The sequence below is a fragment of the Pseudomonas sp. UBA6310 genome (genome assembly GCF_002438225.1).
In the GTDB taxonomy this organism is placed as follows: Bacteria; Pseudomonadota; Gammaproteobacteria; order Pseudomonadales; family Pseudomonadaceae; genus Pseudomonas_O; species Pseudomonas_O kuykendallii.
In genome coordinates, this window is record NZ_DJTK01000015.1 from 45,128 (window position 1) to 70,595 (window position 25,468).

At 67.5% G+C, this 25,468-nt stretch carries 18 protein-coding genes, 1 other RNA gene and 1 pseudogene; 10 read left to right on the forward strand and 10 right to left on the reverse strand.

The window, feature by feature from the left end; all coding sequences use genetic code 11:
- Window positions 1-19: 19 nt before the first annotated feature.
- The 3 genes from gcvP to B3E91_RS02900 all read right to left on the reverse strand — a co-directional run bounded on the left by gcvP (window position 20) and on the right by B3E91_RS02900 (window position 5,082).
- The gene (gene gcvP / locus B3E91_RS02890) at window positions 20-2,866 is read right to left on the reverse strand and encodes an aminomethyl-transferring glycine dehydrogenase (RefSeq protein WP_287028272.1); all 2,847 of its coding nucleotides are present in this window, start codon (window positions 2,864-2,866) and stop codon (window positions 20-22) included.
- Window positions 2,867-2,869: 3 nt separating this feature from the next.
- A complete protein-coding gene (gcvH, locus tag B3E91_RS02895) occupies window positions 2,870-3,253 on the reverse strand; it encodes a glycine cleavage system protein GcvH (RefSeq protein WP_090229438.1) in 384 nt (127 codons plus the stop codon).
- Between the two features lie 293 nt (window positions 3,254-3,546).
- Window positions 3,547-5,082: a sigma-54-dependent transcriptional regulator gene (locus B3E91_RS02900; protein WP_287028273.1), complete on the reverse strand. Its 1,536-nt coding sequence runs from the start codon at window positions 5,080-5,082 to the stop codon at window positions 3,547-3,549.
- Between the two features lie 210 nt (window positions 5,083-5,292).
- On the opposite strand from B3E91_RS02900, the gene B3E91_RS02905 reads away from it, so the two are divergent.
- The 4 genes from B3E91_RS02905 (at window position 5,293) to ligA (ending at window position 12,895) form a co-directional block, all read left to right on the forward strand.
- Window positions 5,293-5,952, forward strand: coding sequence for a GntR family transcriptional regulator (locus B3E91_RS02905; protein ID WP_090229433.1), 660 nt, complete (start codon window positions 5,293-5,295; stop codon window positions 5,950-5,952).
- A 26-nt stretch (window positions 5,953-5,978) separates the two neighbouring features.
- The gene (smc, locus tag B3E91_RS02910) at window positions 5,979-9,467 is read left to right on the forward strand and encodes a chromosome segregation protein SMC (protein WP_287028274.1); all 3,489 of its coding nucleotides are present in this window, start codon (window positions 5,979-5,981) and stop codon (window positions 9,465-9,467) included.
- A 154-nt stretch (window positions 9,468-9,621) separates the two neighbouring features.
- The gene (zipA, locus tag B3E91_RS02915; protein WP_287028275.1) at window positions 9,622-10,428 is read left to right on the forward strand and encodes a cell division protein ZipA; all 807 of its coding nucleotides are present in this window, start codon (window positions 9,622-9,624) and stop codon (window positions 10,426-10,428) included.
- A gap of 88 nt (window positions 10,429-10,516) precedes the next feature.
- Complete coding sequence (gene ligA / locus B3E91_RS02920; protein WP_287028276.1) at window positions 10,517-12,895, forward strand: NAD-dependent DNA ligase LigA; 2,379 nt, start codon at window positions 10,517-10,519, stop codon at window positions 12,893-12,895.
- Between the two features lie 95 nt (window positions 12,896-12,990).
- On the opposite strand, the gene B3E91_RS02925 is transcribed toward ligA, so the two are convergent.
- The 6 genes from B3E91_RS02925 to B3E91_RS02950 form a co-directional block, all read right to left on the reverse strand.
- Window positions 12,991-14,475, reverse strand: a complete 1,485-nt coding sequence (locus B3E91_RS02925; RefSeq protein WP_287028277.1) for an efflux transporter outer membrane subunit — start codon at window positions 14,473-14,475, stop codon at window positions 12,991-12,993.
- Window positions 14,476-14,485: 10 nt separating this feature from the next.
- Window positions 14,486-15,412: a biotin/lipoyl-binding protein gene (locus B3E91_RS02930; RefSeq protein WP_287028278.1), complete on the reverse strand. Its 927-nt coding sequence runs from the start codon at window positions 15,410-15,412 to the stop codon at window positions 14,486-14,488.
- A complete protein-coding gene (locus B3E91_RS02935; protein ID WP_287028280.1) occupies window positions 15,405-15,599 on the reverse strand; it encodes a DUF1656 domain-containing protein in 195 nt (64 codons plus the stop codon). Before B3E91_RS02935 ends, B3E91_RS02930 begins: the two co-directional genes overlap by 8 nt.
- Window positions 15,589-17,727: an FUSC family protein gene (locus tag B3E91_RS02940; protein WP_287028283.1), complete on the reverse strand. Its 2,139-nt coding sequence runs from the start codon at window positions 17,725-17,727 to the stop codon at window positions 15,589-15,591. Before B3E91_RS02940 ends, B3E91_RS02935 begins: the two co-directional genes overlap by 11 nt.
- A gap of 118 nt (window positions 17,728-17,845) precedes the next feature.
- Window positions 17,846-18,778, reverse strand: a complete 933-nt coding sequence (locus B3E91_RS02945) for a LysR family transcriptional regulator (RefSeq protein WP_287028285.1) — start codon at window positions 18,776-18,778, stop codon at window positions 17,846-17,848.
- A 281-nt stretch (window positions 18,779-19,059) separates the two neighbouring features.
- Complete coding sequence (locus B3E91_RS02950; RefSeq protein ID WP_090229412.1) at window positions 19,060-19,338, reverse strand: HU family DNA-binding protein; 279 nt, start codon at window positions 19,336-19,338, stop codon at window positions 19,060-19,062.
- Between the two features lie 209 nt (window positions 19,339-19,547).
- On the opposite strand from B3E91_RS02950, the pseudogene B3E91_RS22160 reads away from it, so the two are divergent.
- From B3E91_RS22160 to recR, 6 genes and pseudogenes are all read left to right on the forward strand, one after another.
- Window positions 19,548-20,324 (forward strand): annotated as a pseudogene (locus tag B3E91_RS22160) (MCP four helix bundle domain-containing protein); the annotation flags it as partial.
- A 78-nt stretch (window positions 20,325-20,402) separates the two neighbouring features.
- Window positions 20,403-21,182 carry a methyl-accepting chemotaxis protein gene (locus tag B3E91_RS22165; RefSeq protein WP_376747761.1) on the forward strand — a complete coding sequence of 260 codons (780 nt, stop codon included), beginning with the start codon at window positions 20,403-20,405 and terminating at the stop codon, window positions 21,180-21,182.
- Between the two features lie 128 nt (window positions 21,183-21,310).
- An RNA gene (gene ffs, locus B3E91_RS02960) (signal recognition particle sRNA small type) lies at window positions 21,311-21,407 on the forward strand.
- Between the two features lie 191 nt (window positions 21,408-21,598).
- Window positions 21,599-23,668 (forward strand): DNA polymerase III subunit gamma/tau, encoded by a 2,070-nt coding sequence (gene dnaX / locus B3E91_RS02965; RefSeq protein WP_287028289.1) that lies wholly within the window; start codon window positions 21,599-21,601, stop codon window positions 23,666-23,668.
- Window positions 23,665-23,991 carry a YbaB/EbfC family nucleoid-associated protein gene (locus B3E91_RS02970; RefSeq protein WP_090229404.1) on the forward strand — a complete coding sequence of 109 codons (327 nt, stop codon included), beginning with the start codon at window positions 23,665-23,667 and terminating at the stop codon, window positions 23,989-23,991. Before dnaX ends, B3E91_RS02970 begins: the two co-directional genes overlap by 4 nt.
- Window positions 23,992-24,257: 266 nt before the next feature.
- The gene (gene recR, locus B3E91_RS02975; protein ID WP_287028292.1) at window positions 24,258-24,857 is read left to right on the forward strand and encodes a recombination mediator RecR; all 600 of its coding nucleotides are present in this window, start codon (window positions 24,258-24,260) and stop codon (window positions 24,855-24,857) included.
- Window positions 24,858-24,893: 36 nt separating this feature from the next.
- Here recR and B3E91_RS02980 read toward each other — a convergent pair.
- Window positions 24,894-25,468, reverse strand: a 575-nt coding sequence (locus B3E91_RS02980; protein WP_287028294.1) for a Fic family protein, incomplete at its 5' end; no start/stop codon positions are given.

The window sequence follows — 25,468 nt, forward strand, 5'->3', positions numbered from 1 at the left end:
GAGGTCCGGGGCAGGGCGATCAGGCCTCCTGGTACGCCTCGATCGACGGGCAGGCGCAGACCAGGTTGCGGTCGCCGAAGACGTTGTCGACGCGACCGACCGGCGGCCAGTACTTGGCCTCCACCAGCGACGCCAGCGGGTACACCGCCTGCTCGCGGCTGTACGGGTGGCTCCACTCGCCGACCAGCTCCGCCGCAGTGTGCGGGGCGTTCTTCAGCGGGTTGTCGTCGCTGTGCAGCGCGCCGCTCTCCACCGCGCGGATTTCCTCGCGGATGGCGATCATGGCGTCGCAGAAGCGGTCGAGCTCCTCGCGCGACTCGCTCTCGGTCGGCTCGATCATCAGCGTGCCGGCGACCGGGAAGGACATGGTCGGGGCGTGGAAGCCAAAGTCGATCAGGCGCTTGGCGACGTCATCGACGCTGACGCCGCTGGTTTCCTTGAGCGGGCGCAGGTCGAGGATGCACTCGTGGGCGACCAGGCCGTTGCTGCCGCTGTAGAGCACCGGGTAATGCTCTTCCAGGCGACGGGCGATGTAGTTGGCGTTGAGGATCGCCATCTGCGAGGCGCGGGTCAGGCCTTCGCCGCCCATCATGCGGATGTACATCCAGGTGATCGGCAGAATGCTGGCGCTGCCGAACGGCGCGGCGCTGACCGCACCTTCCTTGCGCTGCATCTGGCCGTGGCCGGGCATGAACGGCGCCAGGTGTGCCTTGACGCCGATCGGGCCGACGCCCGGGCCGCCGCCGCCGTGGGGGATGCAGAAGGTCTTGTGCAGGTTCAGGTGGGACACGTCGCCGCCGAACTTGCCCGGTGCGCAGAGGCCGACCATGGCGTTCATGTTGGCGCCGTCGATGTACACCTGGCCGCCGTTGTCGTGCACCACCGCGCAGATCTCGCGGATCGCTTCCTCGAACACGCCGTGGGTCGACGGGTAGGTGATCATCAGCGCGGCGAGGCGCGCGCGGTGTTCCTCGGCCTTCTTGCGCAGGTCATCGACGTCGACGTTGCCACGCGTGTCGCAGGCGACCACGACCACGCGCATGCCGACCATGCTGGCGGTGGCGGGGTTGGTGCCGTGGGCCGAGGCGGGGATCAGGCAGATGTCGCGCTGCACGTCGCCACGGCTGTGGTGGTAGGCGCGGATCGCCAGCAGGCCGGCGTATTCGCCCTGGGAGCCGGCGTTCGGCTGCAGCGAGATGGCGTCGTAGCCGGTGGCGGCGCAGAGCATGCGCTCCAGGTCGTCGGTCAACTGGGTGTAGCCCTGGCTCTGCTCGACCGGTGCGAACGGGTGCAGGCTGCCGAATTCGGCCCAGGTGATCGGGATCATTTCGCTGGCGGCGTTGAGCTTCATGGTGCAGGAGCCCAGCGGGATCATCGTGCGGTCCAGCGCCAGGTCCTTGTCGGCGAGCTTGCGCAGGTAGCGCATCAGCTCGGTTTCCGAGTGGTAGCGGTTGAACACGGCGTGCTGCAGGAAGCCCGACTGGCGCAGCAGCGCGGCCGGCAGGCGGCTTTCGGCGGAGGCGAGGGCGGCGAAGTCCGGCCGCGCGCCGTCGGCGAAGATCGCCCAGAGCGCTTCCACGTCGGCCGGCGTGGTGGTTTCGTTGAGCGACAGGCCCAGGCGTCCGGCGTCGATCTCGCGCAGGTTGATCCGCGCCTCGCGCGCCTTGGCGTGCAGCGCGGCGGTCTTCTCGCCCGTGGCCAGCGTCAGGGTATCGAAGAAGCTCTCCTGCTCGACGGCGTAGCCCATCTCGGACAGGCCGGCGGCGAGGATCGCGGTCAGGCCGTGCACGCGCTGGGCGATCTGCGTCAGCCCCTGCGGGCCGTGATAGACGGCGTACATGCTGGCGATGTTGGCCAGCAGCACCTGCGCGGTGCAGATGTTGCTGGTGGCCTTCTCGCGGCGGATGTGCTGCTCGCGGGTCTGCATCGCCAGGCGCAGTGCCGGCTTGCCGAAGCGGTCCACGGAGACGCCCACCAGGCGCCCCGGCATGTCGCGCTTGAAGGCGTCGCGGGTGGCGAAGTAGGCGGCGTGCGGGCCGCCGAAGCCGAGCGGTACGCCGAAGCGCTGGGCGGTGCCGAGGGCGACGTCGGCGCCGAACTCGCCGGGTGGGGTGAGCAGGGTCAGCGCCAGCAGGTCGGCGGCGACCGCCACCAGCGCATTGGCGGCGTGGAAACGCTCGACCAGCTCGCGGTAGTCGAAGATGTCGCCGTCGGCGCCGGGGTACTGCAGCAGCGCGCCGAAGTAGGCGCTGGCGTCGTCGATCTCGCGCTCGTCGCCGACCACCACCTCGATGCCCAGTGGCTCGGCACGGGTGCGCAGCACGTCGAGGGTCTGCGGCAGGCAGTGCCGGGAGGCGAAGAAGGCGTTGCTCGCCTTGTTCTTCGCCAGGCGCTTGCAGAAGGTCATCGCCTCGGCGGCAGCGGTGGCTTCGTCGAGCAGCGAGGCGTTGGCGATCGGCAGGCCGGTGAGGTCGATGATCAGCGTCTGGAAGTTCAGCAGCGCTTCCAGGCGACCCTGGGAAATCTCCGGCTGATACGGGGTGTAGGCGGTGTACCAGGCCGGGTTTTCCAGCAGGTTGCGCAGGATTGGCGCCGGCGTGTGGGTGCCGTAGTAACCCTGGCCGATGTAATGGGTGAACAGCTGGTTCTTCGCGGCGATAGCCTTGATCTCGGCCAGGGCCGCGGCTTCGCTCTGGCCGGCCGGCAGGTCGAGCACGCTGGTGCCCTTGATGCTTTCCGGGATCACGCTGGCGGACAGCGCTTCCAGCGAGTCGTAGCCCAGGCTCTGCAGCATGGCGGCGGTATCGGCCTCGCGCGGGCCGATGTGGCGGGCGATGAATTCGTTCTGCGTGCTCAGTTCGGTCATGGATCAGGCCTCGGCGTTGGCTTTCAGCAGGCGGTCGTAGGCAGCTTGGTCGAGCAGGCCGGCCACCGCATCCACATCGGACGGGCGGAAGCGGAAGAACCAGCCGCCCTCCAGCGGTTGCTCGTTGACCCGTTCCGGGCTGGCTTCCAGCTCCGGGTTGATCTCCACGACTTCACCCGCCAGCGGCATGACGATGTTGCTCGCCGCCTTCACCGATTCGAGTACCGCGACTTCGGCGCCGGCCTCGTAGGCCTGCAACTCGGGGAGTTGCACGAAGACCACGTCGCCGAGTGCATCCTGGGCGAACGCGGTGATGCCGACGGTGACCAGGCCATCGCTGTCCAGACGCAGCCATTCGTGATCGACGGTGAAACGCAACTCGCTCATGTGAACTCCTGTTGGCGGCTTCCCGCTGCTGTGGCGGGATAAACGGTGCGCCCAGGCATGGGGCGCGGTTGCGCAGGTCATAGCAAGCCGGGTGCCATGATAAAAATATCGTTATTTATCAGTATCATAGGTATTTCAGGCGGCGGCGTGGCGCACCGTGCTGTAGCGAAATCGCTACGCGGCCAATGGTTTCCGTGGAAATCAGAGCCTAGAGCCTGCGCAGGCTGTGTCGATGGCTCTGTTTGTAGTGATATCGCTACGCTGTTTCGATATCGATACGGGCTCTCAAGCCGTCAGGCCTTGCCCGGAATGCCGTACTTGCGCAGGCGCTGGGCGATGGCTGTGTGCGAGGTCTGCAGCCGCTGCGCCAGTTGCCGGCTGGAAGGGTAGCTGGCGTAGAGCTTTTCCAGCAGCGCGCGCTCGAAGTCGCCGACCGCCTGTTCCAGGCTGCCGACCTCGCCTTCGCCCTGCCGCGCCACCTCGGTCCCGGCGATGTCCAGGTCGTCGATATCCACCAGGTTGCTCTCGCTGATCGCGGCGGCGCGGAAGATCACGTTCTGCAACTGACGCACGTTGCCCGGCCAGCGGTTGGCCAGCAGCGCCGGATAGGTGCCGGGCGCCAGGCGGCAGGGCGGGCGCTGGATCTGGGCGCAGGCCTGGGCCATGAAGTGTCCGGCGAGCAGGAGAATATCCTGGCCGCGGTCGCGCAGCGGCGGCACGTCCAGCTTGAGCACGTTGAGGCGGTAGAAGAGGTCCTCGCGAAAGCTGCCGTCGCCGACCATCTTTTCCAGGTCGCGGTGGGTGGCGCTGAGGATGCGCACGTCCACCTTCACTTCGCGTTCGCCGCCGACCCGGCGGAAACTGCCGTCGCTGAGAAAGCGCAGCAGCTTGGCCTGCAGGTAGGGCGACATCTCGCCAATCTCGTCGAGGAACACGGTGCCTTTATTGGCCAGCTCCAGCAGGCCCGGCTTGCCACCGCGGGCGGCACCGGTGAAAGCGCCAGGGGCGTAGCCGAAGAGCTCGCTCTCGGCGAGGTTTTCCGGCAGCGCGGCGCAGTTCAGCGCGAGGAAGGGCGCATTGCGCCGGCTGCTGGCGGCGTGGCAGGCGCGGGCCACCAGCTCCTTGCCGGTGCCGGTTTCGCCGTGGATCAGCAGCGGCGCGTCGAGCACCGCGACCCGTTGCGCGCGGGCTTTGAGCGTGCGCAACGGTGGCGAGTCGCCGAGCAAGGCATCGAAGCCCTCGGCGTGGTCGTGGTGCAGCGCCGCCAGGCGTTCGCCGATGCGGCTCGGCGAGTACAGAGTGAGCAGGCCGCCGGCGAGATGGCGCTGGTCGGTTTCGACGGCCTCGGTGATCGGCATCGCGTCGAGCAGCAGCGCCTGGCCGTTGAGGGTGACTTCGCGCAGCGGGAGGCGGAAGTGCTCGTCCAGCAGCGCCTGTTGCAGTTGCGCGTCGGCGAACAGCTCGCCCAGCGTCTCGCCTTCGAGCTGGCGCCCGCACACCGTGATCAGCGCCGGGTTCGCCAGCAGCACCCGGCAATTGGCGTCCACCGCCAGCACCGGATCAGCCATGGCGGCGAGCAGCGCGTCGAGCTGCAGGCGGCGGTGCTGGCCGGGCAGGATGTCGACCACGTTCACCGCCTGCACGCCGCTGACGTTGAACAGCGCGCCGCGCAGTTCGTCGAGCACCTGGGCGCTCAGGGTTGGCGCATCGATGTAGACGTTCGGCGGCACCATCTCGACGGCGTCGAGGTTGAGGTTGCGCCCGCCGAGGAGGGCCAGCACCTCCTGGGTGATGCCGACGCGATCGATGAAGGTGACGTGGATGCGCATGGAAATCCGGGTTCGTGAACGAACGCGAATTATGCCCGCTACGTCGCCCCGGTGCGACGCCATGTAGTCCATCGGGAGCGGCTTGGTGAGGGGTGGCCTTATGCTACAATCCGCGCCCGGCCGGCTCCCAGACGCCGGTCTGCAGGCGATGCCTGCCTCCCCGAGTCACCTTGTACCCCGTCGCTCGGCATTCTGTTTCGAAGGAAAATCATGACGTTCACAGCCCCGGACAGCGTGTCCGAGCAGATAGCGCGGCATATCGCCGAGCGGATCATCCATGGCCAACTCAAGGAGCGCGAGCGTATCCAGGAGATCAAGGTGGTCAAGGCGCTCAATGTCAGCCGTGGCTCGGTGCGCGAGGCGCTGCTGATTCTCGAGCGTCGGCACATGGTGGACATCCTGCCGCGACGCGGTGCCCAGGTCTGCGAGCTGACCCCGCATCACGTGAAGTCCCTGTATGCGCTGGTGACCGAGCTGTACATCCTGCTCAGCGACGCCGTTGCCGATCGCTGGCGGCGCCCGGAAGAGCTGCAGCCCTTCGTCGAGGTGCAGCAGCGCCTGATGCGGGGCATGCAGCACGAGGATGCCGATGTATTCATCGAGGCCAGCATGGAAGCCGTAGCCGCCACCTTCCCGTTCGCCGACAACCCCTACCTGCAAAGCGTGGTCGAGAACCTGCAGCCGGCGATCGCGCGCACCTATCACCTGGCGATCAATGGGCATCCGGAAGAGATGAAGGAAATGATGAACGCCTACGGCCACCTGTTTCAGGCGGTGATCGATCGCAATCCGCCGCGTATTCGTGAGGTAGTCGCCCGCTATTGCCAGCATAATTGCCAGATGGTGCTGGCTGCTCTGGCCAAGCGCTGAACGAATCCCCGGGGGCGAGGCGGCACATGCGGTTGAAAAGCATCAAGCTGGCGGGCTTCAAATCCTTCGTCGACCCGACCACCGTGAGCTTTCCCAGCAACATGGCCGCCGTGGTCGGGCCTAACGGGTGTGGCAAGTCGAACATCATCGACGCCGTGCGCTGGGTGATGGGCGAGAGTTCGGCGAAGAATCTGCGCGGCGAGTCGATGACCGACGTCATCTTCAACGGCTCCAACACCCGCAAGCCGGTGACTCAGGCCAGCATCGAGCTGATCTTCGACAACTCCGACGGCAGCCTGACCGGCGAATACGCCGCCTTCGCGGAAATCTCCATCCGCCGCCGGGTCACCCGCGACGCGCAGAACACCTACTTCCTCAACGGCGTGAAATGCCGTCGCCGCGACATCACCGACATCTTCCTCGGCACCGGCCTGGGCCCGCGCAGCTACTCGATCATCGAGCAGGGGATGATCTCCAAGCTGATCGAGGCCAAGCCCGAGGACCTGCGCAACTTCATCGAGGAAGCCGCCGGCATCTCCAAGTACAAGGAGCGCCGCCGCGAGACCGAGAGCCGCATCCGCCGCACCCACGAGAACCTCGCGCGCCTGACCGACCTGCGCGAAGAGCTGGAGCGCCAGCTCGAACGCCTGCACCGGCAGGCGCAGTCGGCGGAGAAATACCAGGAATACAAGGCCGAGGAGCGTCAGCTCAGGGCCCAGCTCGCCGGCCTGCGCTGGCGTGCGCTGAACGAACAGGTCGGCCAGCGCGAAGCGGTGATCGGCGATCAGGAGGTCGGCTTCGAGGCGCTGGTCGCCGAACAGCGCAACGCCGATGCCAGCATCGAGCGTCTGCGCGACGGTCACCACGAGCTGTCCGAGCGCTTCAATCAAGTCCAGGGCCGCTTCTATTCCGTGGGCGGAGACATCGCCCGCGTCGAGCAGAGCATCCAGCACGGCCAGCAGCGCCTGCGCCAGTTGCAGGACGACCTGCGCGAAGCCGAGCGCGCGCGCCTGGAAACCGAATCCCACCTGGGCCACGACCGCACGCTGCTGGCGACCCTCGGTGAAGAGCTGGCGGTCCTCGAACCCGAGCAGGAAATGGCCAGCGCCGCGGCCGAAGAGTCGGCGGCGATGCTCGAAGACGCCGAGGCCGGCATGCACGGCTGGCAGGAACAGTGGGACAGCTTCAACCAGCGCAGCGCCGAGCCGCGCCGTGCCGCCGAAGTGCTGCAGGCGCGCCTCCTGCAGCTGGAGCAGAGCCTGGAGCGGCTGGCCGAACGCCGCCGTCGTCTGGATGACGAGCGCGCCTTGCTTGCCGCCGACCCGGACGATACGGCGATCCTCGAACTGAGCGAGCAACTGGCCGTCAGCGACATGCACCTCGAGGAGCTCCAGGCCGCCGAGCAGGCGCTGGCCGAACGGCTCGAGCAACTGCGCGGCGAGCTGCAGCAAGCGACGCGCGAGCAGCAGCAGGCGCAGGGCGACCTGCAACGCCTCGACGGTCGCATCGCATCGCTGGAAGCGCTGCAGCAGGCGGCGCTGGACCCGGGCAAGGGAACCGGCGAATGGCTGCGCGAGCAGCACCTGGATCGCCATCCGCGCCTGGCCGAGGGGCTGCGCGTCGAGCCGGGCTGGGAGCTGGCGGTGGAAACCGTGCTCGGCGCCGACCTGCAGGCGGTGTTGCTGGACGACTTCGCCGGGCTCGACCTGCAGGGCTTCCAGCAGGGCGACCTGCGCCTGCTCGATCCGGGCAAACCCTCCGCACGCCATCCGGGCAGCCTGCTGGACAAGGTCGAGGCGCCGGTCGATCTGGCGCCCTGGCTGGCCCGGGTACGGCCGGTGGAAAGCCTCGATGCGGCGCTCGCCGGCCGCGCTGCGCTGGGCGAGGGCGAAAGCCTGATCAGCCGCGGCGGCTACTGGGTCGGCCGGCACTTTTTACGAGTGCGCCGTGCCAGCGAGGCGGAAAGCGGCCTGCTCGCCCGCGGCCAGGAGCTGGAGCGCCTGCAGGCCGATCGCGGCGAACGCGAAGCGAGCTTGGAGCAACTCGACGAGCGCCTGCAGCAACGGCGCGATGAGCAGCGCAGCCAGGAGGACGCGCGCGAGCGCCAGCGGCGCCTGCTGCAGGACGAAGCGCGCCAGCAGGGCGAACTCAAGGCGCAGCTGTCTGCGCGCCAGGCCAGGCTCGAACAGCTGACCCTGCGTCGCCGGCGCCTCGAAGAAGAACTCGGCGAGCTGGATGAGCAGCGCGCGCTGGAGCACGAGCAACTCGGCGAAGCGCGCCTGCAGTTGCAGGACGCCCTGGACGCGATGGCCACGGACAGCGAGCAGCGCGAGCAGCTGCTGGCGCAGCGCGACGCCTTGCGCGAGCGCCTCGACCGCGTCCGCCAGGAAGCCCGGCAGCACAAGGACAACAGCCATCAGCTGGCGGTGCGCGCCGGTTCGCTGAAGGCCCAGCACGATTCCACCCGGCAGGCGCTGGAGCGTCTGGAGCAGCAGTTCGAGCGCGTCATCGAACGCCGCGAGCAGCTCAGCCTCAATCTGGAGGAGGGCGAGGCGCCGCTGGAGGAACTGCGCATCAAGCTCGAGGAACTGCTCGAACGGCGCATGGGCGTGGAGGAAGAACTCAAGCAGGCGCGCCTGGCGCTGGAAGATGCCGATCGCGAGCTGCGCGACGCCGAGAAGCGCCGCACTCAGGCCGAACAGCAGGCGCAACTGCTGCGCGGCCAGCTGGAACAGCAGCGCATGGAATGGCAGGCGCTGACGGTGCGTCGCAAGGCCCTGCAGGAGCAGCTGCTCGAGGACGGCTACGACCTCCACGGCGTGCTCGGCAGCCTGCCCGCCGAGGCCAGCGAAAAGGGCTGGGAGGAGGAACTGGAGCGGCTCGCCGCGCGTATCCAGCGCCTCGGGCCGATCAACCTGGCGGCGATCGACGAATACCAGCAGCAGTCCGAGCGCAAGCGCTACCTGGATGCGCAGAACGCCGACCTCGTCGAAGCGCTGGATACCCTGGAAAACGTCATCCGCAAGATCGACAAGGAAACCCGCAACCGCTTCAAGGAAACCTTCGACCAGATCAACGGCGGGTTGCAGGCGCTGTTCCCGAAAGTCTTCGGCGGCGGCCAGGCCTATCTGGAACTAACCGGCGAAGATTTACTCGATACCGGGGTGGCGATCATGGCGCGCCCGCCGGGCAAGAAGAACAGCACGATTCACCTGCTGTCCGGCGGCGAAAAGGCACTCACGGCGTTGGCGCTGGTGTTCGCGATCTTCCAGCTCAATCCCGCGCCGTTCTGCATGCTCGACGAAGTGGACGCGCCGCTGGACGACGCCAACGTCGGCCGCTATGCCAGGCTGGTCAAGGAGATGTCGGAAACCGTGCAGTTCATCTACATCACCCACAACAAGATCGCCATGGAGATGGCCGATCAATTGATGGGGGTGACGATGCACGAGCCCGGTTGTTCGCGACTGGTGGCGGTGGACGTCGAAGAGGCGGTTGCGTTGGTCGAAGCCTGAGCGAAGCACTGCACTTTAACCGTTCGTCGTGCTAGCTTAGGGACCCATTTCAGTATGCGCGGAAAACACCTGTAAGAACATACAGTTGCCGCGTTTCAAGGGGCAGGATGCCCTTCTTCATTTTTCATATTCAAGGTAGGGGTCATAGGATTTCATGGAGCTGCGCTATTGGCTGATCGTTGTCGGTATCATCGTAATCGTCGGCATCCTGTTCGATGGCTGGCGGCGCATGCGCGGCGGTAAAGGCAAACTCAAGTTCAAGCTCGACCGTAGTTTCTCCAACCTCCCCGATGACGAAGGCGCCCCCGAACTGCTCGGCCCGCCGCGGGTGATCGAGCGCAACGCGCACAGCGAACCGCAGCTGGACGAAGCCGATCTTCCCTCCATGAGCGCGCGTGAAGGCAAGCGTCGCGGCGAGCCGCGCCAGGGCGACCTGGAGCTGGGCAGCGAAGAGCCGGTGCCGACCCTGCTCAGCCCCGTCGACGAAGACCTCGCTGCCAGCAAAGGCGAACCCCGCGACCTGCCACCGGTCGAGGAAGTGCTGGTGATCAACGTGATTTCCCGCGACGCGCTCGGCTTCAAGGGCCCGGCGCTGTTGCAGAACATCCTCGAAAGCGGGCTGCGCTTCGGCGAGATGGACATCTTCCATCGTCACGAAAGCATGGCCGGCAACGGCGAAGTGCTGTTCTCCATGGCCAATGCGGTCAAGCCGGGCACCTTCGATCTGGACGACATCGACCTGTTCAGCACGCCGGCGGTGAGCTTCTTCCTCGGCCTGCCAGGCCCGCGCCATCCCAAGCAGGCCTTCGACGTGATGGTCGCCGCCGCGCGCAAACTGTCCCAGGAGCTCAACGGCGAGCTGAAGGACGACCAGCGCAGCGTGCTGACCGCGCAGACCATCGAGCACTACCGCCAGCGCATCGTCGAGTTCGAGCGCCGCGGGCTGACGATGAGACGCTGATTCGTTTCCTGGCCAGGGACCTCGCGCCCCTCGCCGCCAGTCAAAGAGAGCAGCCCTGGCTGCTCTTTTGCTTTTTCGAGACCCGAGAATGACCGACGCCGCCCTACCTGCCCAGCAGGCCGCCGAACGCATCGCCGCCCTGCGCAGCGAGATCGATGCGCATAACTACCGCTATTACGTCCTCGACGAGCCGAGCGTGCCGGACGCCGAGTACGACCGCCTGTTCAAGGAACTTCGCGCCCTGGAGGCCGAGCATCCCGAACTGGTTACCGCCGAGTCGCCGACCCAGCGTGTCGGGGGCGAAGCGCTGGCGGCGTTCGGCCAGGTGCGCCACGAAGTGCCGATGCTCAGCCTGGGCAACGCCTTCGAGGAGCAGGACCTGCTGGACTTCGACCGCCGCGTGCGCGAAGGCCTGGACCTGCCGGCCGGCGATCTGTTCGGCGGCGGCGCCGAGGTGGAGTACAGCTGCGAGCCCAAGCTCGACGGGCTGGCGGTGAGCCTTCTCTACGAAAACGGCCAACTGGTGCGCGGCGCCACGCGCGGCGACGGCAGCACCGGCGAAGACATCAGCGCCAACGTGCGCACCGTGCGCAACATTCCCCTCAAGTTGCACGGCAGCGGCTGGCCGGCGGTGCTGGAAGTGCGCGGCGAAATCTACATGCCCAAGGCGGGCTTCGAGGCGCTCAACGCGCGGCAGCTGGAGAACGGCGGCAAGACCTTCGCCAACCCGCGCAACGCCGCCGCCGGCAGCCTGCGCCAACTCGATCCGCGGATCACCGCGTCACGCCCGCTGGAGCTCTGCGCCTACGGTGTCGGGCGCAGCGATGGCGGTTTGCCGGGCAATCACATCGACATGCTCAAGGCGCTGAAGGGCTGGGGCCTGCCGATCAGCCGCGAGCTGAAGCTGGCAAGGGGCATCGCCGAATGCCGGGCCTACTACCAGGCGATCGGCGAGAAGCGCGATGCGCTGGCCTACGAGATCGACGGCGTGGTCTTCAAGGTCAACGACTTCGCCCAGCAGCGCGAACTGGGCTTCCGCGCGCGTGAGCCGCGCTGGGCTATCGCGCACAAGTTCCCGGCGCGCGAGGAAATCACCGAGCTGCTGGGCGTCGAGTTCCAGGTTGGCCGTACCGGCGCGATCACCCCGGTGGCGCGGCTGAAACCGGTGCAGGTGGCGGGCGTGACGGTGTCCAACGCGACCCTGCACAACATGGACGAAGTGGCGCGCCTGGGGGTGATGATCGGCGACAGCGTGATCGTCCGTCGCGCCGGCGACGTGATTCCGCAGATTCTCGGCGTGATCGCCGAGCGCCGCCCGGCCGATGCGCGCGCGGTGCATGTCCCGGGGCGTTGCCCGGTGTGCGGCTCGGCCGTCGAGCGTACCCAGCTGATCAAGCGCAGCAAGGGCCGCGAATCGGTCAGCGAAGGCTCGATCTATCGCTGCGTCGGGCGGCTCGCCTGTCAGGCGCAACTCAAGCAGGCGATCATCCATTTCGTCTCGCGCCGCGCCATGGATATCGACGGCCTGGGCGACAAGATCGTCGAGCAACTGGTGGACAAGGGCCTGGTGGCGTCGCCGGCGGACCTCTATACGCTGACCTACGAACAGGTCGTCGAGCTGGAAGGCTTCGCCGAGCTGTCGACGAAGAACCTGCTGGCGTCCATCGACAAGAGCCGCACGCCCAGCCTGGCGCGCTTCATCTTCGCCCTCGGCATTCCCGATGTGGGCGAAGAGACGGCGAAGTTGCTGGCCCGCGCCCTCGGTTCGCTGGAACGCATCGGCAAGGCGTTGCCCGAAGTGCTCACCTACCTGCCGGACGTGGGCGGCGAAGTGGCCCACGAGATCCACAGCTTCTTCGAGGACGCGCACAACCGCGAGGTGATCGCCCAGTTGCGCGAGCGCGGCGTCAGGTTCCAGGAGGAGGGCGAGCTGCACGCCGAATTCGCCGCCTGCGCGAGCCTGGCCGGCTTCATCGACAAGCTGAACATTCCCTTCATCGCCGCCACCGGCGCGGAACGACTGGCGACCCGCTTCGGCTCGCTGGAGGCGATCATCGGCGCCGACTGGCTCGACCTGCGCCAGGTCGAACGGCTCAACGAGAAGGCCGCGCGCGCGCTGCGCGATTTCTTCGACGCGCCGGAAAACGCCGAACGCGCGCGCGCCATCGAGGCGCAGCTGCGCGAGTTCGGCATGCACTGGGACAGCGAGCGCAAAGCTGCCGCCGGGCTGCCATTGGCCGGCCAGACCTGGGTGCTCACCGGCACGCTGGAGGCGATGAGCCGCGACGTGGCCAAGGAGCGGCTGGAGGCGCTGGGTGCCAAGGTCGCCGGCTCGGTATCGGCGAAGACCCACTGCGTCGTCGCCGGGCCGGGCGCCGGCTCCAAGCTGACCAAGGCCAACGAGCTGGGACTCAAGGTGCTGGACGAGGCGCAGTTCATCGCCGAGCTGGAAACGCTGCAGCAGTAGGCCGGTCTTCGTTGGTGCCTGATGTCCGGGCGACGTGTGACGGCTTCGGCCGCTGCACGTAAGGCGATGACGCGGCTCCGCCAGGCGCCTACGCGTCACCGAGTCGCCGTCGTCTCCGCGGCGTTGCGATGGTCGGCAACACCCGGCGCGTTGTCCGCCCCGCCTGCTCCCAGCGCCTTGTACAAGGCGATTTCCCCGCGCCGTTGCGCCAGTTGGCTGAGGGCCAGCGTATCGCGCGCCTGATTCAGGCTGCGCTGCGCCACCAGCACCGGCAGGTAGGCGCTCAACCCGCGCGCATAGAGTTGGGTCGCCTGTTGCTCGGCCTGGTGACTGTCGGCCACGGCCTTCTGCAGCGCGACTTGCCGCTGGCGTTCGCTGTTCCATGCGGTCAAGGCGTCCTCCACGTCGCGCAGCGCCGCACGCAGGTCCCGCTCGTAGAGGCGCCGGACGGCGTCGGTATTGGCCTGTGCCGCGGTCACGCCTGCCCGCGTGCGTCCGCCGTCGTAGAGCGACTGGCTGCCTTGCATCGCCGCCGACCATGCCAGGCTGGCGCCGGAGAACAGGTCGTGGATGACGCTGGCGCTGGTGCCGAGCCCTAAGGGAATGCGGAAACTGGGAAAACGTTGGGCCTCGGCCACGCCGATCTGCGCGGTGGCGGCGGCCAGGCGGCGTTCGTCCGCGCGCAGGTCGGGGCGTTGGCGAATGACGTCCGAAGGCAGCGACAGCGGCAAATCGGCTGGCATGGGCAGCGCGGGAGCGGGCGTGGCCAGGGCGGCACGCCAGTCGCCGGGAAACCCGCCCGCCAGCACGCCTATGGCATGGCTGAAATGGGCGATGTCCGCGTCAAGCAGGGGCGGTTGCGCCTCGGCCATTTCGCGCTCGGCGCGGGCTTGGGTGACATCGGCCAGCGTGCCCAGGCCGCTGCGCTGCGCCTGTTCGGCCAAGCGCTCGGCTTCGGCCAGCGTGCGGATGTTGTCCTGCGCAATGAGCAGGCGCTGTTGCGCGGTACGCAGCCCGGCGTAATCGGACACCACCTCGGCCACCAGGCTCACCTGCAGCGCACGACGGTCCTCGGCCAGCGCCTGGATGCCGGCGTCGGCGGCCTCGACCGCGCGGCGCGTGCCGCCGAACAGGTCCGGCTCCCAACTGGCATCGAAGCCCAGGTGCCAGGTCCGCGCCTGTCCGCCAGGCTGTGAGCCGAGTGCCTCGCTGCCACGTGCGGCCTCGCCGGCAAAGCCGATCGAGACCTCGGGTAGGGCGGCCGCGGCGATCTGCACACGCTCGGCGCGGGCCTGGCGCAGGCGCGCCAGGGCGATGTCCAGGTCCTGGTTGTGCGCCAGGGTCTGGTCGACCAACTGGTCGAGCAGGGGATCCTGGGACGCGCGCCACCAGGTTCGCAGCCCCTCCTGATCGCTGCCGGGCACGATGGCATCGGCCTCGATCCAGTTCGCCGGCACCTCCGGCGTCGGCGCCCGATAATCCGGGCCCACTGGGGTGCAGCCGACGAGGGTTGCCAGCAGCGAGGTCAGCAGCAGGGCCTGCCGAAGACGTGATGGCGTGCGAGGGATCGATGCGTGCATGGCGTTGCCCTCACATCCACCGGTGCAGCAGCGAGATCAGCCGGCCATGCGGCAGCGAAGTGCCTTCCGAGGGCGTGACCTCGATGCTGCCGGTCATGCCGGCTGCCAGCACGACGTCTTGCGGGACATGCTCGAATTCGATGCGCACGGGAATGCGCTGCGCCAGCCGGACCCAACTGAAGCTGGGCTCCACGCTCGGCAGGCCCTGCGCGTCGGCCTGCTGGTTGCTGTCGGTGATGCCCCGCCCGATGCTCGCCACCCGCCCCGGCAACACCGGGTCGAAGCCCATCAGGCGGATGCGCGCCGCCGCGCCGGGCTGGATGCCGTGCAGCTTGGTTTCCTCGAAATACCCGGTGATCCAGAAGCTGCGGGCGTCGATCAGGGCGATGTTCGGCTGGCCCGCGACGGCGTAGTCGCCCTTGTTCAAGCGCAGGTGCGTGACGTAGCCATCGGTCGGTGCGCGCAGCACGGTGTGCGCCAGGTCCAGCTTCGCCCTGTCCACGGCGACCTGCGCGCTGCGCAGTTCGGCCTGGGCGATGGCCATCGCCTGGTTCGCGCGCTGGATGTCCTCGGCGGGCACCAGGCGTTCCATGCCGCGGCGGCGCCGCGCCTCCTCGGTCTTCTGGCGCAGCGACACGTCCGCCGCCGCCCACTGCGCCTCGGCCTGGGCCAAGGCCAGCGCGAAGCTGGCGCTGTCGATGCGGTAGAGCACGTCGCCCTGTTTGACGTATTGGTCGTCCGTGACCGGAACCTCGGCGACGGTGCCTGACACCTCGGGGGCGATGCGCACGATTTGCGCGCTGACCCGGCCGTCGCGGGTCCAGGGTGCGACGACATAGGCGCTCCACAGCGCGCTGACCAGCAGGACGGCAGCGATGACCATCGCGAGGGTGAATCCTGCCCGTAGCAGTTTGGCGGGGAATGAACGTTCAGACATAAAGCACCAGAAGGGAAACGAGGCAGAGGGACATGGCGAACTCGAACAGGCCCGGATGCCAGACCCGGCGCAGCACTCCGCTGCGCGCGAGCACGAAGCGAAGGCCCAGGTGGATCGGCAGGGCCACGCAGGCGTAGACGAAGAAGGGCGGCAGGTAGATGCCGGCCAAGGAGAACTCACTGAGCATGGGCGTGGCCTCCAGAGGTCGGTACGACGGTGTCCGCATGGCGCTCCAGCAGCGCGGCGATGTCGAGCAACACGACCGTCACTCGGCGGACGTCATCCATCGCGGTGTTGGAGTGCGCCGGCAAACGCGCCAGGGAGGTCGCCGCGCGGCGGGCATGGCCTGCGGCCCGAGCCGGATCAGCGGCGCGCTGGCGCATATGGCGCAGCGTGCGCGCCACCACGCGCGGCCATTCGGCATCCTGTTGCGCCTCGCGCAGCCAGCGTCGCAGGCGCAGGACTTCCCGACCCAGATGCAGGCTGTTCAGCGCCTGGGCGATGGCGCGATCCATCGCCTGCGGCTGCGTCCTGAGCAAGGCCCCGAGTTGCGCGATGCGGTGCTGCTGGCGCCATTGCCAGGCTTGCGCATCGGCCGGCTCGTCGCGCAAGGTGCCCAGCGCTTCGTCGCGGATGCGCTGGCGCAGGCGCGTGACGTCGCGTATCGGATTGCGCGGCAGCACGATCCTGAAGCCCAACAGGGTGAAACAGGTCGCCAGAATCCAGGCCACGGCGCTATTGAGGAACAGCGCGAAGTCGTAGCGCATCGGGTTGTCCGGCGCCGCCAGCGATGTGAATGCGACCAGGTAGGCCACACCCGCCAAGGCATGCCGCGGCATCGTCGTGGCATACACGCCGGGGAGCCAGAACAGGCATAGGACCACCAGCAGCAGCGGTAGGCCGCCGAGGTGCGGCAACACGATGAAGGTGCACAGGAAGGCCATCGCCACGGCGGCCACCGTGCCCTTGATGAATTCGACGGCGCCCAGCACGGGCTGGGGCGCGGTGGACAACAGCGCACAGGCGGCTGCCAATCCGGCCAGCATCATGTTGCCGTCGGTCCAGCCCGTGGCGATCCAGAAGGCGCCGCCCATCAGTACGGTCAGCAAGGCGCGTACGCCATTCTCGAGGGCTGCTGCGGTGTCGCGGTGAAACGGCACGGAGACGCGCGCCGGTGTCGGCCTGGGCTGGTGAAAACGTTCGATGCCCTCGAGGGCTTGCCGGTAATCGTCGAGCTGCTCGATCAGGCGATCGCCTGCGATCATCAGCGCGGCCTGCCCGTCGGCGTCGTCCATCGAGGTCGCGGTGAGCGCGGCCACCAGCCGGGCGCGCAACTCGGCCAGCCGCAGGATGGCAAGCGCTCTTCCGGCCGGGCCGGGTCCCCGCTCCAGCACCTGCCCGACCTCCCGCCATGTCTGTTCCCAGTCCGGCTGCAACGCGCCCAGCGCAGCGAGGCCGGCGCGGTGTCCGCGCAGGGGCGGCGTGCCGCCCACCAAGGCGGAGAACATCGACACCATCGTGTGTCGCACCGTGCCGGCACGATGGGCGAGATCGGCGGATTCGGCCTTGCCCAGCGCCAGCAGATCGTCCACGCCATAAATCTCGGCGAGGAGGTTGCGCCGATCTGCGTCCAGGGGCTTTCCGCCGGGTACGGCGCTGCCTCGAATGGCCTGGTGATGCGTCGCCAGCACGTTTGCCGTAGCGGCCGTGAGGCGGTCGAGCAGCGCGGCCAGGCGGCTATGCACGCTGCGGCTGCTGAGCGTGGCCGAGGCCAGCGCCAGGCAGACCACGCCGGTCAGCACGGACGCGCCGCGCCCCATCACCTGGTCGAAGGTGAGTTCCGGATGCTGCATGGCGCCGTAGGCCGCCAGGCCCACGGTGTAGCCCGCCAGCGTCGCACCGTAGGCCCGGAAATGACGCAGCAGCGTCATGCCCGCCACACAGATTCCCAGCCACAGGCCAAAGCCGAGCAGGAACAGCCACGGCATCTGCCCGAAGGCGCTCATCAGCACGAAGGCCGCCAGCATGCCGACCAGCGTGCCCAGGACCCGCCACGTCCCCTTGCCGATCACGCCGCCCTGGATGGGGTTGATGACGAGCAGAACGCTGGAGGCCGCCGCGTAGGGTGCGTGCAGTTTCAGTAGATAGGCCACCACCAGAGCCAGGCAGGCGGCCAGCAGCGAACGCATCACATAGGTTGCACGGGGTGTCGTCAGATCCAGATACGGCAGCCCGCGCGCCAGCCTTTCCCAACGCCGCGAGCGCGGTGGAACGTCGCCCGAATCCGCGTCAGGCACATTCGCCGAATGCATCATTCAACCCTTCCTGCGGTGACCGATGCGCATCACCGTAGGCAGGGCCAACGATTTCGAAAAGTGAATTTATTGCACTCACATGGGTGCGCTAAACGCACGCATAGGAGCAGGCCCTGCGCTATGGCTTGGCGCGCTTCGCCGTCTGCGCCTGGCTTTCGTTGCAGAGCGTATGAATGGTCTGTCGCAACCATTGATGGGCCGGGTCGCTCTCCAGGCGCGGGTGCCAGGCCTGCGTCAGCAGCACCGTTTCCAGCGGTGTCGGCAGCTCGAACAGGCGAATCTGCAGGCTAGCGGCCAGCGCGCTGCTGGCCAGGTGCCGGGGCAGGGGCAGCAGCAGGTCCGAGTCCTGCAACGCGAACAGCGCGGTGTAAGGATTGGGCACCACCAGGGCGACATGCCGGCGCAGCCCCTGCGCTTCCAGCGCGGCATCGACCGGCCCGGCGGCCTTGCCGCGCCGTGACACGTTGATGTGTTCCCAGCGCGTGAGGCGTTCGGGTGTGATTTCGTCGTCGAAAATCGGATGGTTGACGCGCGCGACGCCCACGAACGTCGTGGTGAACAGCGACTGCACGCGAATCTCCGGCCCGAGCGTGCGGGAAGCGCTGATGAACAGATCGATGCGGCCGCTGCGCAACGCCTCGTCGTCCACGTCGTCTTCCTCGGGCGAGAAGCGCAGCATCGCCCGCGGCATCTCCCGCGCCATCGCGTCGAGGAGATGGCCGAGATGGATGCTCACGAACTCATCGGTGGCGCGGACGTTGAAGCGCCGTTCCAGCGACTTCAGGTCGATCTCGGCGCCGGACGAGAACACCTGCGAGGCCTGTTCGACCGCCATCCGCACCTGCTCGCGCAGTGCCAGTGCCTTGGGCGTGGGCATCAGCTTGCGGCCGACCTGGACGAACACCGGGTCGCCCAGCGCCTCCCGGATGCGGCTCAAGGTGCGGCTCATCGCCGGCGCGCTCAGATGCATGCGGCGCGCGGCGCCGATGACGCTGCCCTCGTCCAGCAGGGCGTCCAGCGCCAGCAGGAGGTTGAGATCGGGACGTGGCATGGGTTGCCCTCTTGATATTTACCTGCATGCAATCCTAGGGCTTTCTGGATAACGGCTAAAGCATGCAGGAGCGTTGGAACTCAGCCTCCACGAGGCCTGCCACGGCTTTACGCCGTTCGAGGGCGGACCTGATGAGCACGTGATGACTCATGGGAAGCCGAGCCGCACGAGCGACGGGAAGGTTCCAGGAACGCGCCGGTCTACGTCGGGCCGCCCAGCAAATTGCGCTGCTGGAGAAACGAAAAAACCGGCCTCCGCCGGTTCTTTCGTTTCGCTGACACTCAGTTCAACGCGTCGCTCAGTGCCTTGGCCGGCACGAACTTCACCACCTTCTTCGCGGCGATCTCGATGGCCTTGCCGGTCTGCGGGTTGCGCCCGGTGCGTGCCGGACGGTCGCCGACCTTCAGCTTGCCGATGCCCGGAAGGGTCAGTTCGCTGCCATTTTCCAGGGCGTCGCTGACGATTTCGCCGAGCTGCTCGAGAACGGCGCGGACGGTTGCCTTGGGCGCGTCGGTGGCTTCGGCGATATCGGTGATCAGTTGGTCTTTGGTCAGGGCCATTGTGCTGCTCCGTAGTGCGGTGCGTGAGTGCGCCGGCAGTCTAACCCGCCAGGCTGCACGCCAACCATCGCGGGATGGTCGCAGTCGCGTTGCGATTTCGCGGCGCGTGCGAAGCGCTGCTAGATTGAATTCATCCGTGATCGCCTGCGCCAGGCGCGCCGGACCGAAGCGATAGCTATCGCCAGCAATAATGAAGAAAGGAGCTGTTCATGCTGCAATCCTTCGCCGACCTCAACTTCCGCTGGAAGATCGCGCTGCCCATTCTTCTGCTCGCGGTCCTGCTGATCATCACCGGTGCGCTGGGCATGCAGACGATCCGCTCGGTGGCGTCGGCGAGCGAAGCCTTGAGCCGCCATCACCTGCCGGCGATCACCCTGCTGCTGAATGCCGACCGCGACCTTTATCAGGCCTTCGTCGCGGAGCGCAGCCTGCTGAGCGATGAAAACGGCCAGCAGGGCGATGCGTTGCGCAAGTCGCATGCGGAAAACCTGCAGCAGAGCTACGACCGCGTGCACAAGTACGCGGCCACGCAGCAGGAGCCGAAGGTCCAGGAACTGGTCACCCGCTTCGAGCAGGGCTTCGCGCTGTGGAAGGCGACGTCGTTGCGGGTGGTGCAACTGGCGGCAAGCGATCCCGCGGCGGCGCGCGCTCTGAGCTTCGGCGACAGCGAGACCCAGTTCGGAAGCATGCGCGAGGTGATCGACGAACTCGGCAACCTCGAGGAGCAGGCGGCCAATCAACAGGGCGAGCACGCGGATGCCAACAGCCAAAGCGGCCTCTGGCAGCAGGGCCTGGTGGTCGGTCTGGCCCTGGCGCTCTGCCTGGTGCTGGTGCTGGCATTCCCCTCGCTGATTACCCGGCCGTTGCAGTTGCTGCTGCATCGCATCGAGCAGATCGCCGATGGCGACGGCGACCTGCGCCCGCGCCTGGAGGTGTCTTCCCGCGATGAGCTGGGCCGCCTGAGCGTGGCGTTCAACCGCTTCCTCGACAAGCTGCAGCCGCTGATTCGCGAAGTCGGCCGGGTGACCGGCGAGGTCGCCGATTCCGCCCGGCAGCTTTCCGGCATGGCGGCGGCGAACGATCAACTGATCGGCCGCGAGCATCTGGCGGTGGATCAGGTCAGCACCGCGGCCACGCAGATGAGCGCCGCGGTGAACGAGGTTGCCCGCAGTGCGCAGAACGCGGCCGAGGCCGCGCAGCGGGCGGACGAGCAGTCGCGCGAGGGCGCCGAGGTGGTCGGTTCCACCATCGGCTCGATCCGTGCGCTGGCGCGCGACGTGGAAAGCGCATCCGAGCGCATTCGCACCCTGGAACACGAGGCGCAGCAGATCGGCGCGGTGCTGGCGGTGATCAAGGGCATCGCCGACCAGACCAACCTGCTGGCGCTGAACGCGGCCATCGAGGCGGCCAGGGCAGGGGAGCAGGGCCGCGGTTTCGCCGTGGTCGCCGACGAGGTCCGGGCGCTGGCCGGGCGCACGCAGAACTCGACCAACGACATCCAGCAGATGATCGAACGGCTGCAGCAGGGCGTGCACAACGCCGTGACCGCCATGCAGGCCGGCAGCCAACAGGCGCGCGACAGCGTAGAGCGAGCCGCGGGCGTCGACCAGGCGATCGGGCGCACCGGCGAGTCGGTGCAACGGATCAACGACATGGCCGCGCAGATCGCCACCGCCTGCGAGGAGCAGAGCAGCGTGACCGAGGAAATCGCCCGCAACATCAGCGACATTCGCGACCTGTCGAACCAGGCGGCGCAGACGTCCGGGGAAAGCACGCGGGCCAGCGAGCACCTCTCGGCGCTCTCCGAAGGGCTTGCGCAACTGGTCGGCCGGTTCCGTGTGTGAGGCCGGTGATGCGTGCCAAGTGCTTGTGCGGGATAGTTTTTCTTTAACGGCCGCTGCCGGTTGTAAGTTGCCGGCGAGTCGGTACAATGGCGCGGCCCATCGCCAGGTGGGCGTCGTTATGGTGGCCCTGCCGGTCCCCCCGCAACGATCAGCCGTGAACCCGGTCAGGCCCGGAAGGGAGCAGCCGCAGCGGTGACATCGTGTGCCGGGGTGTGGCTGGTAGGGCTGCCTCCATAACGCTCTTCGCGACACCTTTCTTTTCCGTTCCCAATCATGTTGCTTCGCTCGGCGTTGCGATTGCTGGCGTTCGTCCGCGCCTGGCGAATGGATACATCCGCTGGCGGCAAGCCGGATGCAATTTGCCCGGTGCTCCGCTAGCATTAGCCCTCCTTCCGCTACCCTGCTGCGACGGTTCGATGAGTTATCAGGTTCTTGCACGAAAATGGCGTCCGCGCTCGTTCCGCGAAATGGTCGGCCAGACCCATGTGCTCAAGGCCCTGATCAACGCGCTGGACAACCAGCGCCTGCACCACGCCTATTTGTTCACCGGCACGCGCGGCGTGGGCAAGACCACCATCGCGCGGATCATCGCCAAGTGCCTTAATTGCGAGACCGGCATCACCTCGACGCCCTGCGGCACCTGCTCGGTGTGCCGGGAGATCGACGAGGGGCGCTTCGTCGACCTGATCGAGATCGACGCCGCCAGCCGCACCAAGGTCGAGGACACCCGCGAACTGCTCGACAACGTGCAGTACGCGCCAAGCCGCGGGCGCTTCAAGGTCTACCTGATCGACGAAGTGCACATGCTCTCCAGCCACTCGTTCAACGCGCTGTTGAAGACCCTGGAAGAGCCGCCGCCTTACGTAAAATTCATCCTTGCCACCACCGATCCGCAGAAGCTGCCAGCGACCATCCTTTCGCGCTGCCTGCAGTTCTCGCTGAAGAACATGACGCCCGAGCGGGTGGTCGAGCATCTCACCCACGTGCTTTCCGCGGAAAACGTGCCGTTCGAGGCCGACGCGCTCTGGTTGCTCGGCCGCGCCGCCGATGGGTCGATGCGCGATGCGATGAGCCTCACCGACCAGGCCATCGCCTTCGGTGAGGGCCGGGTGCTGGCTGCCGACGTGCGCGCGATGCTCGGCACGCTGGACCACGGTCAGGTCTACGGTGTGCTGCATGCGCTCATCGAAGGCGATGCGCGGGCAATGCTCGAGGCGGTGCGTCACCTGGCCGAGCAGGGCCCGGACTGGAACGGCGTGCTCGCCGAGATGCTCAACGTGTTGCACCGCGTCGCCATTGCCCAGGCGCTGCCGGATGCGGTGGACAACGGCCAGGGCGACCGCGAGCGGGTGCTCGATCTGGCCCAGGCGCTGGCCGCCGAGGACGTGCAGTTCTACTACCAGATGGGCCTGATCGGCCGTCGCGACCTGCCGCTGGCGCCGGACCCGCGTGGTGGTTTCGAGATGGCGCTGCTGCGCATGCTGGCGTTCCGCCCGGCGGATGCCGACGGCGCGCCGAGTACGCCGCTAAAGAATCCGGGAATCAGCAGGGCCACCACTGATTCCACGACCAACCCGGTGGCCGGCGCCGCCATTGCCGCGCCGGTCGTGCAATCCGTGCCCGCCGCCGTTGCGCCAGCGCCAGTGGAGGTGCCGCCACCTGCGCCGGCCGAGCCTGCGCCGGTAGCGGTTGACGCCCCTCCGCCCGCGCCGGTTGCGCCTGTCGCGCCCGCCGCCGCGGAAAAGATCAATCCCCCCTGGGAAGAATCCGAGCCGGTCGAGACCGCTGTCGCCGCGGAGCCGGTGGCGCCGCCGCCATCCGTCAGCGCCGAGGCCGTCGATGCGCCGGTCATCCAGTCGGCGGAAGTGAGCGAACCGGTCGATCATCCGGCCGCCAGCGAAGCCCAGGTGCTGGATGTCGAGACCGACGCGGATGACGATGACGACGAGCCGCCGCCAGCCGACGAGTACTACGAGGTCGACGGCGAAGCGTTCGATTACCTGGAGTCGCTCGGCGACGAAGCGGCCGACGACAGCGCCACCGACGCGCAGAACCTGGCCGACGTGCAGCCCGCCACCGGCCTGGCGGCGGAATGGCTCGAACTGTTCCCGCGCCTCGGCCTGAGCGGACTGACCGGCAGCATCGGCGCCAACTGCAGCCTGGTGGCTGTGGAAGGCGACGTCTGGCGCGTGCACCTGGAGCCGACGCAGAGCGCGTTGTTCAACGCCAACCAGCAGCGCCGGCTGAACGATGCGCTGAACCAGTATTTGGGCCGCACCCTCAAACTCGAGGTCGAGATCCGTAAGCCTGAGCAGGAAACCCCCGCGCAAATGGCCGCGCGCAAGCGCGCCGAGCGCCAGCACCTGGCGGAGGTCGCGATCCAGTCCGACCCGCTGGTGCAGCAGATGATCCAGCAATTCGCCGCGGTGATCCGCGACGGTACGATCGAACCCGTTGAAACCCTGAATACCGAGGTGACCCCATGATGAAAGGTGGCATGGCCGGCCTGATGAAGCAGGCCCAGCAGATGCAGGAAAAAATGCAGAAGATGCAGGAAGAGTTGGCCAATGCCGAGGTCACCGGGCAATCCGGCGCCGGGCTGGTCAGCGTGGTGATGACCGGTCGCCATGACGTCAAGCGCGTCAGCCTGGACGACAGCCTGATGCAGGAAGACAAGGACATCCTCGAAGACCTGATCGCCGCCGCGGTGAACGATGCGGTGCGCAAGATCGAGCAGAACAGCCAAGAGAAGATGTCGGGCATGACAGCCGGGATGCAGCTGCCCCCAGGCTTCAAGATGCCTTTCTAGTTCGTTCGTGCCGGGCACCGGCCGGCGTTGCCGACGAACTCGGAATCCTCATGTGCAACAGCACACTCCGGTTCCTCGTCCGTCGGCGCCTTGTCCGCTACCGCCCCAGAGCGCCCCGGTCCATTCGTTCGCCTGAACATAGGGTGGATGTCGCTTCTCCCATCCACCGCCGCGTCGCCGGTGGCACTCAAGGTGTCGTTCACCTGCGTGAGGGGCTGTTACAGCGCTGTACCTTCGTCCGTTCGCACTCACATTCGGTAATGTCCATGAGCTTCAGTCCGCTGATTCGCCAACTGATCGATGCCCTGCGCATCCTGCCCGGTGTGGGGCAGAAGACCGCGCAGCGCATGGCGCTGCAGATGCTCGAGCGCGACCGTAGCGGTGCGCTGCGGCTGGCGCATGCGCTGAACGACGCGATGGAGCGGGTCGGGCACTGCAAACGTTGCCGCACGCTCTGCGAGGAAGAACTCTGCCCGCAGTGCGCCGATCCCAATCGCGACGACAGCCTGCTCTGCGTGGTGCAGGCGCCGATGGACGTGTTCGCGGTGGATCAGACCGGTTTTCGCGGGCGTTACTTCGTGCTCAAGGGACACCTGTCGCCGCTGGACGGGCTCGGCCCCGAGGCCATCGGCGTGCCGGAGCTGCTGGCGCGCATCGCCGAGGGCGCGTTCAGCGAGGTCATCCTGGCTACCAATCCGACGGTGGAAGGCGAGGCGACCGCTCACTACATCGCCCAGTTGCTGATTCCCAAGGGGCTTTCGGTGTCGCGGATCGCTCATGGCGTGCCGCTGGGTGGCGAGCTGGACCTGGTCGATGGCGGCACCCTGGCGCATGCCTTCAATGGCCGCAAGGCCATCACGCTCTAGCTGCGCTCTCGTAGCTCGGTTGCAATTCCCTCCGCGCTACGAGATTTCCCCGTCGGCGATTCGATAGCGCGTGCTGCGCCCGCCGCCGGGCAGGCGTTGCAGATATCCCTTCTCCAGCAGATCACCCAGATGACGCGTGGCGGTGGCCTTGGAGACCTTGGCAACACTCTGGTACTGCGCGGCGCTGATGCCGTTTTCGAAGCCGCGCTCGCCGCCATCCAGCAGGCGATTGAGCACCTTGAGCTGTTCTGCGCCCAGCGCGTGCTGACGGTGGCGCTGCCAGTAGCGCGACTTCGCCAGCACCCGGTCGATACGTGCCAGCGCCTGCCGCAGGCTGGCGAGCAAGGTGCGCAGGAACCAGTCGAGCCAGGCGCTGATATCCAAGTCGGCCTTCTGGCTGCTCTCCAGTGCGCGGTAGTAACCGGCGCGATCCTCGAGGATGCTGGCGGACATCGCGTGGAATCGGATGGCCTGGTTTTCCGCCTGCGCCAGCGCCAGGTCGGTGAGGGCGCGGGTTAGGCGGCCGTTGCCGTCGTCGAACGGATGCAGGGTGACGAACCACAGGTGAGCGATGCCGGCGCGCAGCAGCGGATCGAGGCCCGCATCCTGCC

Bases quoted from the DNA above. Each gene is read 5' to 3' on its own strand.
- gcvH (WP_090229438.1), bottom strand. From the start codon at position 3,253: ATGAGCGAGTTGCGTTTCACCGTCGATCACGAATGGCTGCGTCTGGAC.
- B3E91_RS02900 (WP_287028273.1), bottom strand. From the start codon at position 5,082: ATGCGCATCCACGTCACCTTCATCGATCGCGTCGGCATCACCCAGGAG.
- B3E91_RS02935 (WP_287028280.1), bottom strand. From the start codon at position 15,599: ATGCTCAGTGAGTTCTCCTTGGCCGGCATCTACCTGCCGCCCTTCTTC.
- B3E91_RS02970 (WP_090229404.1), top strand. From the start codon at position 23,665: ATGATGAAAGGTGGCATGGCCGGCCTGATGAAGCAGGCCCAGCAGATG.
- recR (WP_287028292.1), top strand. From the start codon at position 24,258: ATGAGCTTCAGTCCGCTGATTCGCCAACTGATCGATGCCCTGCGCATC.
- B3E91_RS02925 (WP_287028277.1), bottom strand. From the start codon at position 14,475: ATGCACGCATCGATCCCTCGCACGCCATCACGTCTTCGGCAGGCCCTG.
- B3E91_RS02940 (WP_287028283.1), bottom strand. From the start codon at position 17,727: ATGATGCATTCGGCGAATGTGCCTGACGCGGATTCGGGCGACGTTCCA.
- gcvP (WP_287028272.1), bottom strand. From the start codon at position 2,866: ATGACCGAACTGAGCACGCAGAACGAATTCATCGCCCGCCACATCGGC.
- smc (WP_287028274.1), top strand. From the start codon at position 5,979: ATGCGGTTGAAAAGCATCAAGCTGGCGGGCTTCAAATCCTTCGTCGAC.
- B3E91_RS02950 (WP_090229412.1), bottom strand. From the start codon at position 19,338: ATGGCCCTGACCAAAGACCAACTGATCACCGATATCGCCGAAGCCACC.
- zipA (WP_287028275.1), top strand. From the start codon at position 9,622: ATGGAGCTGCGCTATTGGCTGATCGTTGTCGGTATCATCGTAATCGTC.
- B3E91_RS02945 (WP_287028285.1), bottom strand. From the start codon at position 18,778: ATGCCACGTCCCGATCTCAACCTCCTGCTGGCGCTGGACGCCCTGCTG.
- B3E91_RS22165 (WP_376747761.1), top strand. From the start codon at position 20,403: ATGGCGGCGGCGAACGATCAACTGATCGGCCGCGAGCATCTGGCGGTG.
- dnaX (WP_287028289.1), top strand. From the start codon at position 21,599: ATGAGTTATCAGGTTCTTGCACGAAAATGGCGTCCGCGCTCGTTCCGC.
- ligA (WP_287028276.1), top strand. From the start codon at position 10,517: ATGACCGACGCCGCCCTACCTGCCCAGCAGGCCGCCGAACGCATCGCC.
- B3E91_RS02930 (WP_287028278.1), bottom strand. From the start codon at position 15,412: ATGTCTGAACGTTCATTCCCCGCCAAACTGCTACGGGCAGGATTCACC.
- B3E91_RS02905 (WP_090229433.1), top strand. From the start codon at position 5,293: ATGACGTTCACAGCCCCGGACAGCGTGTCCGAGCAGATAGCGCGGCAT.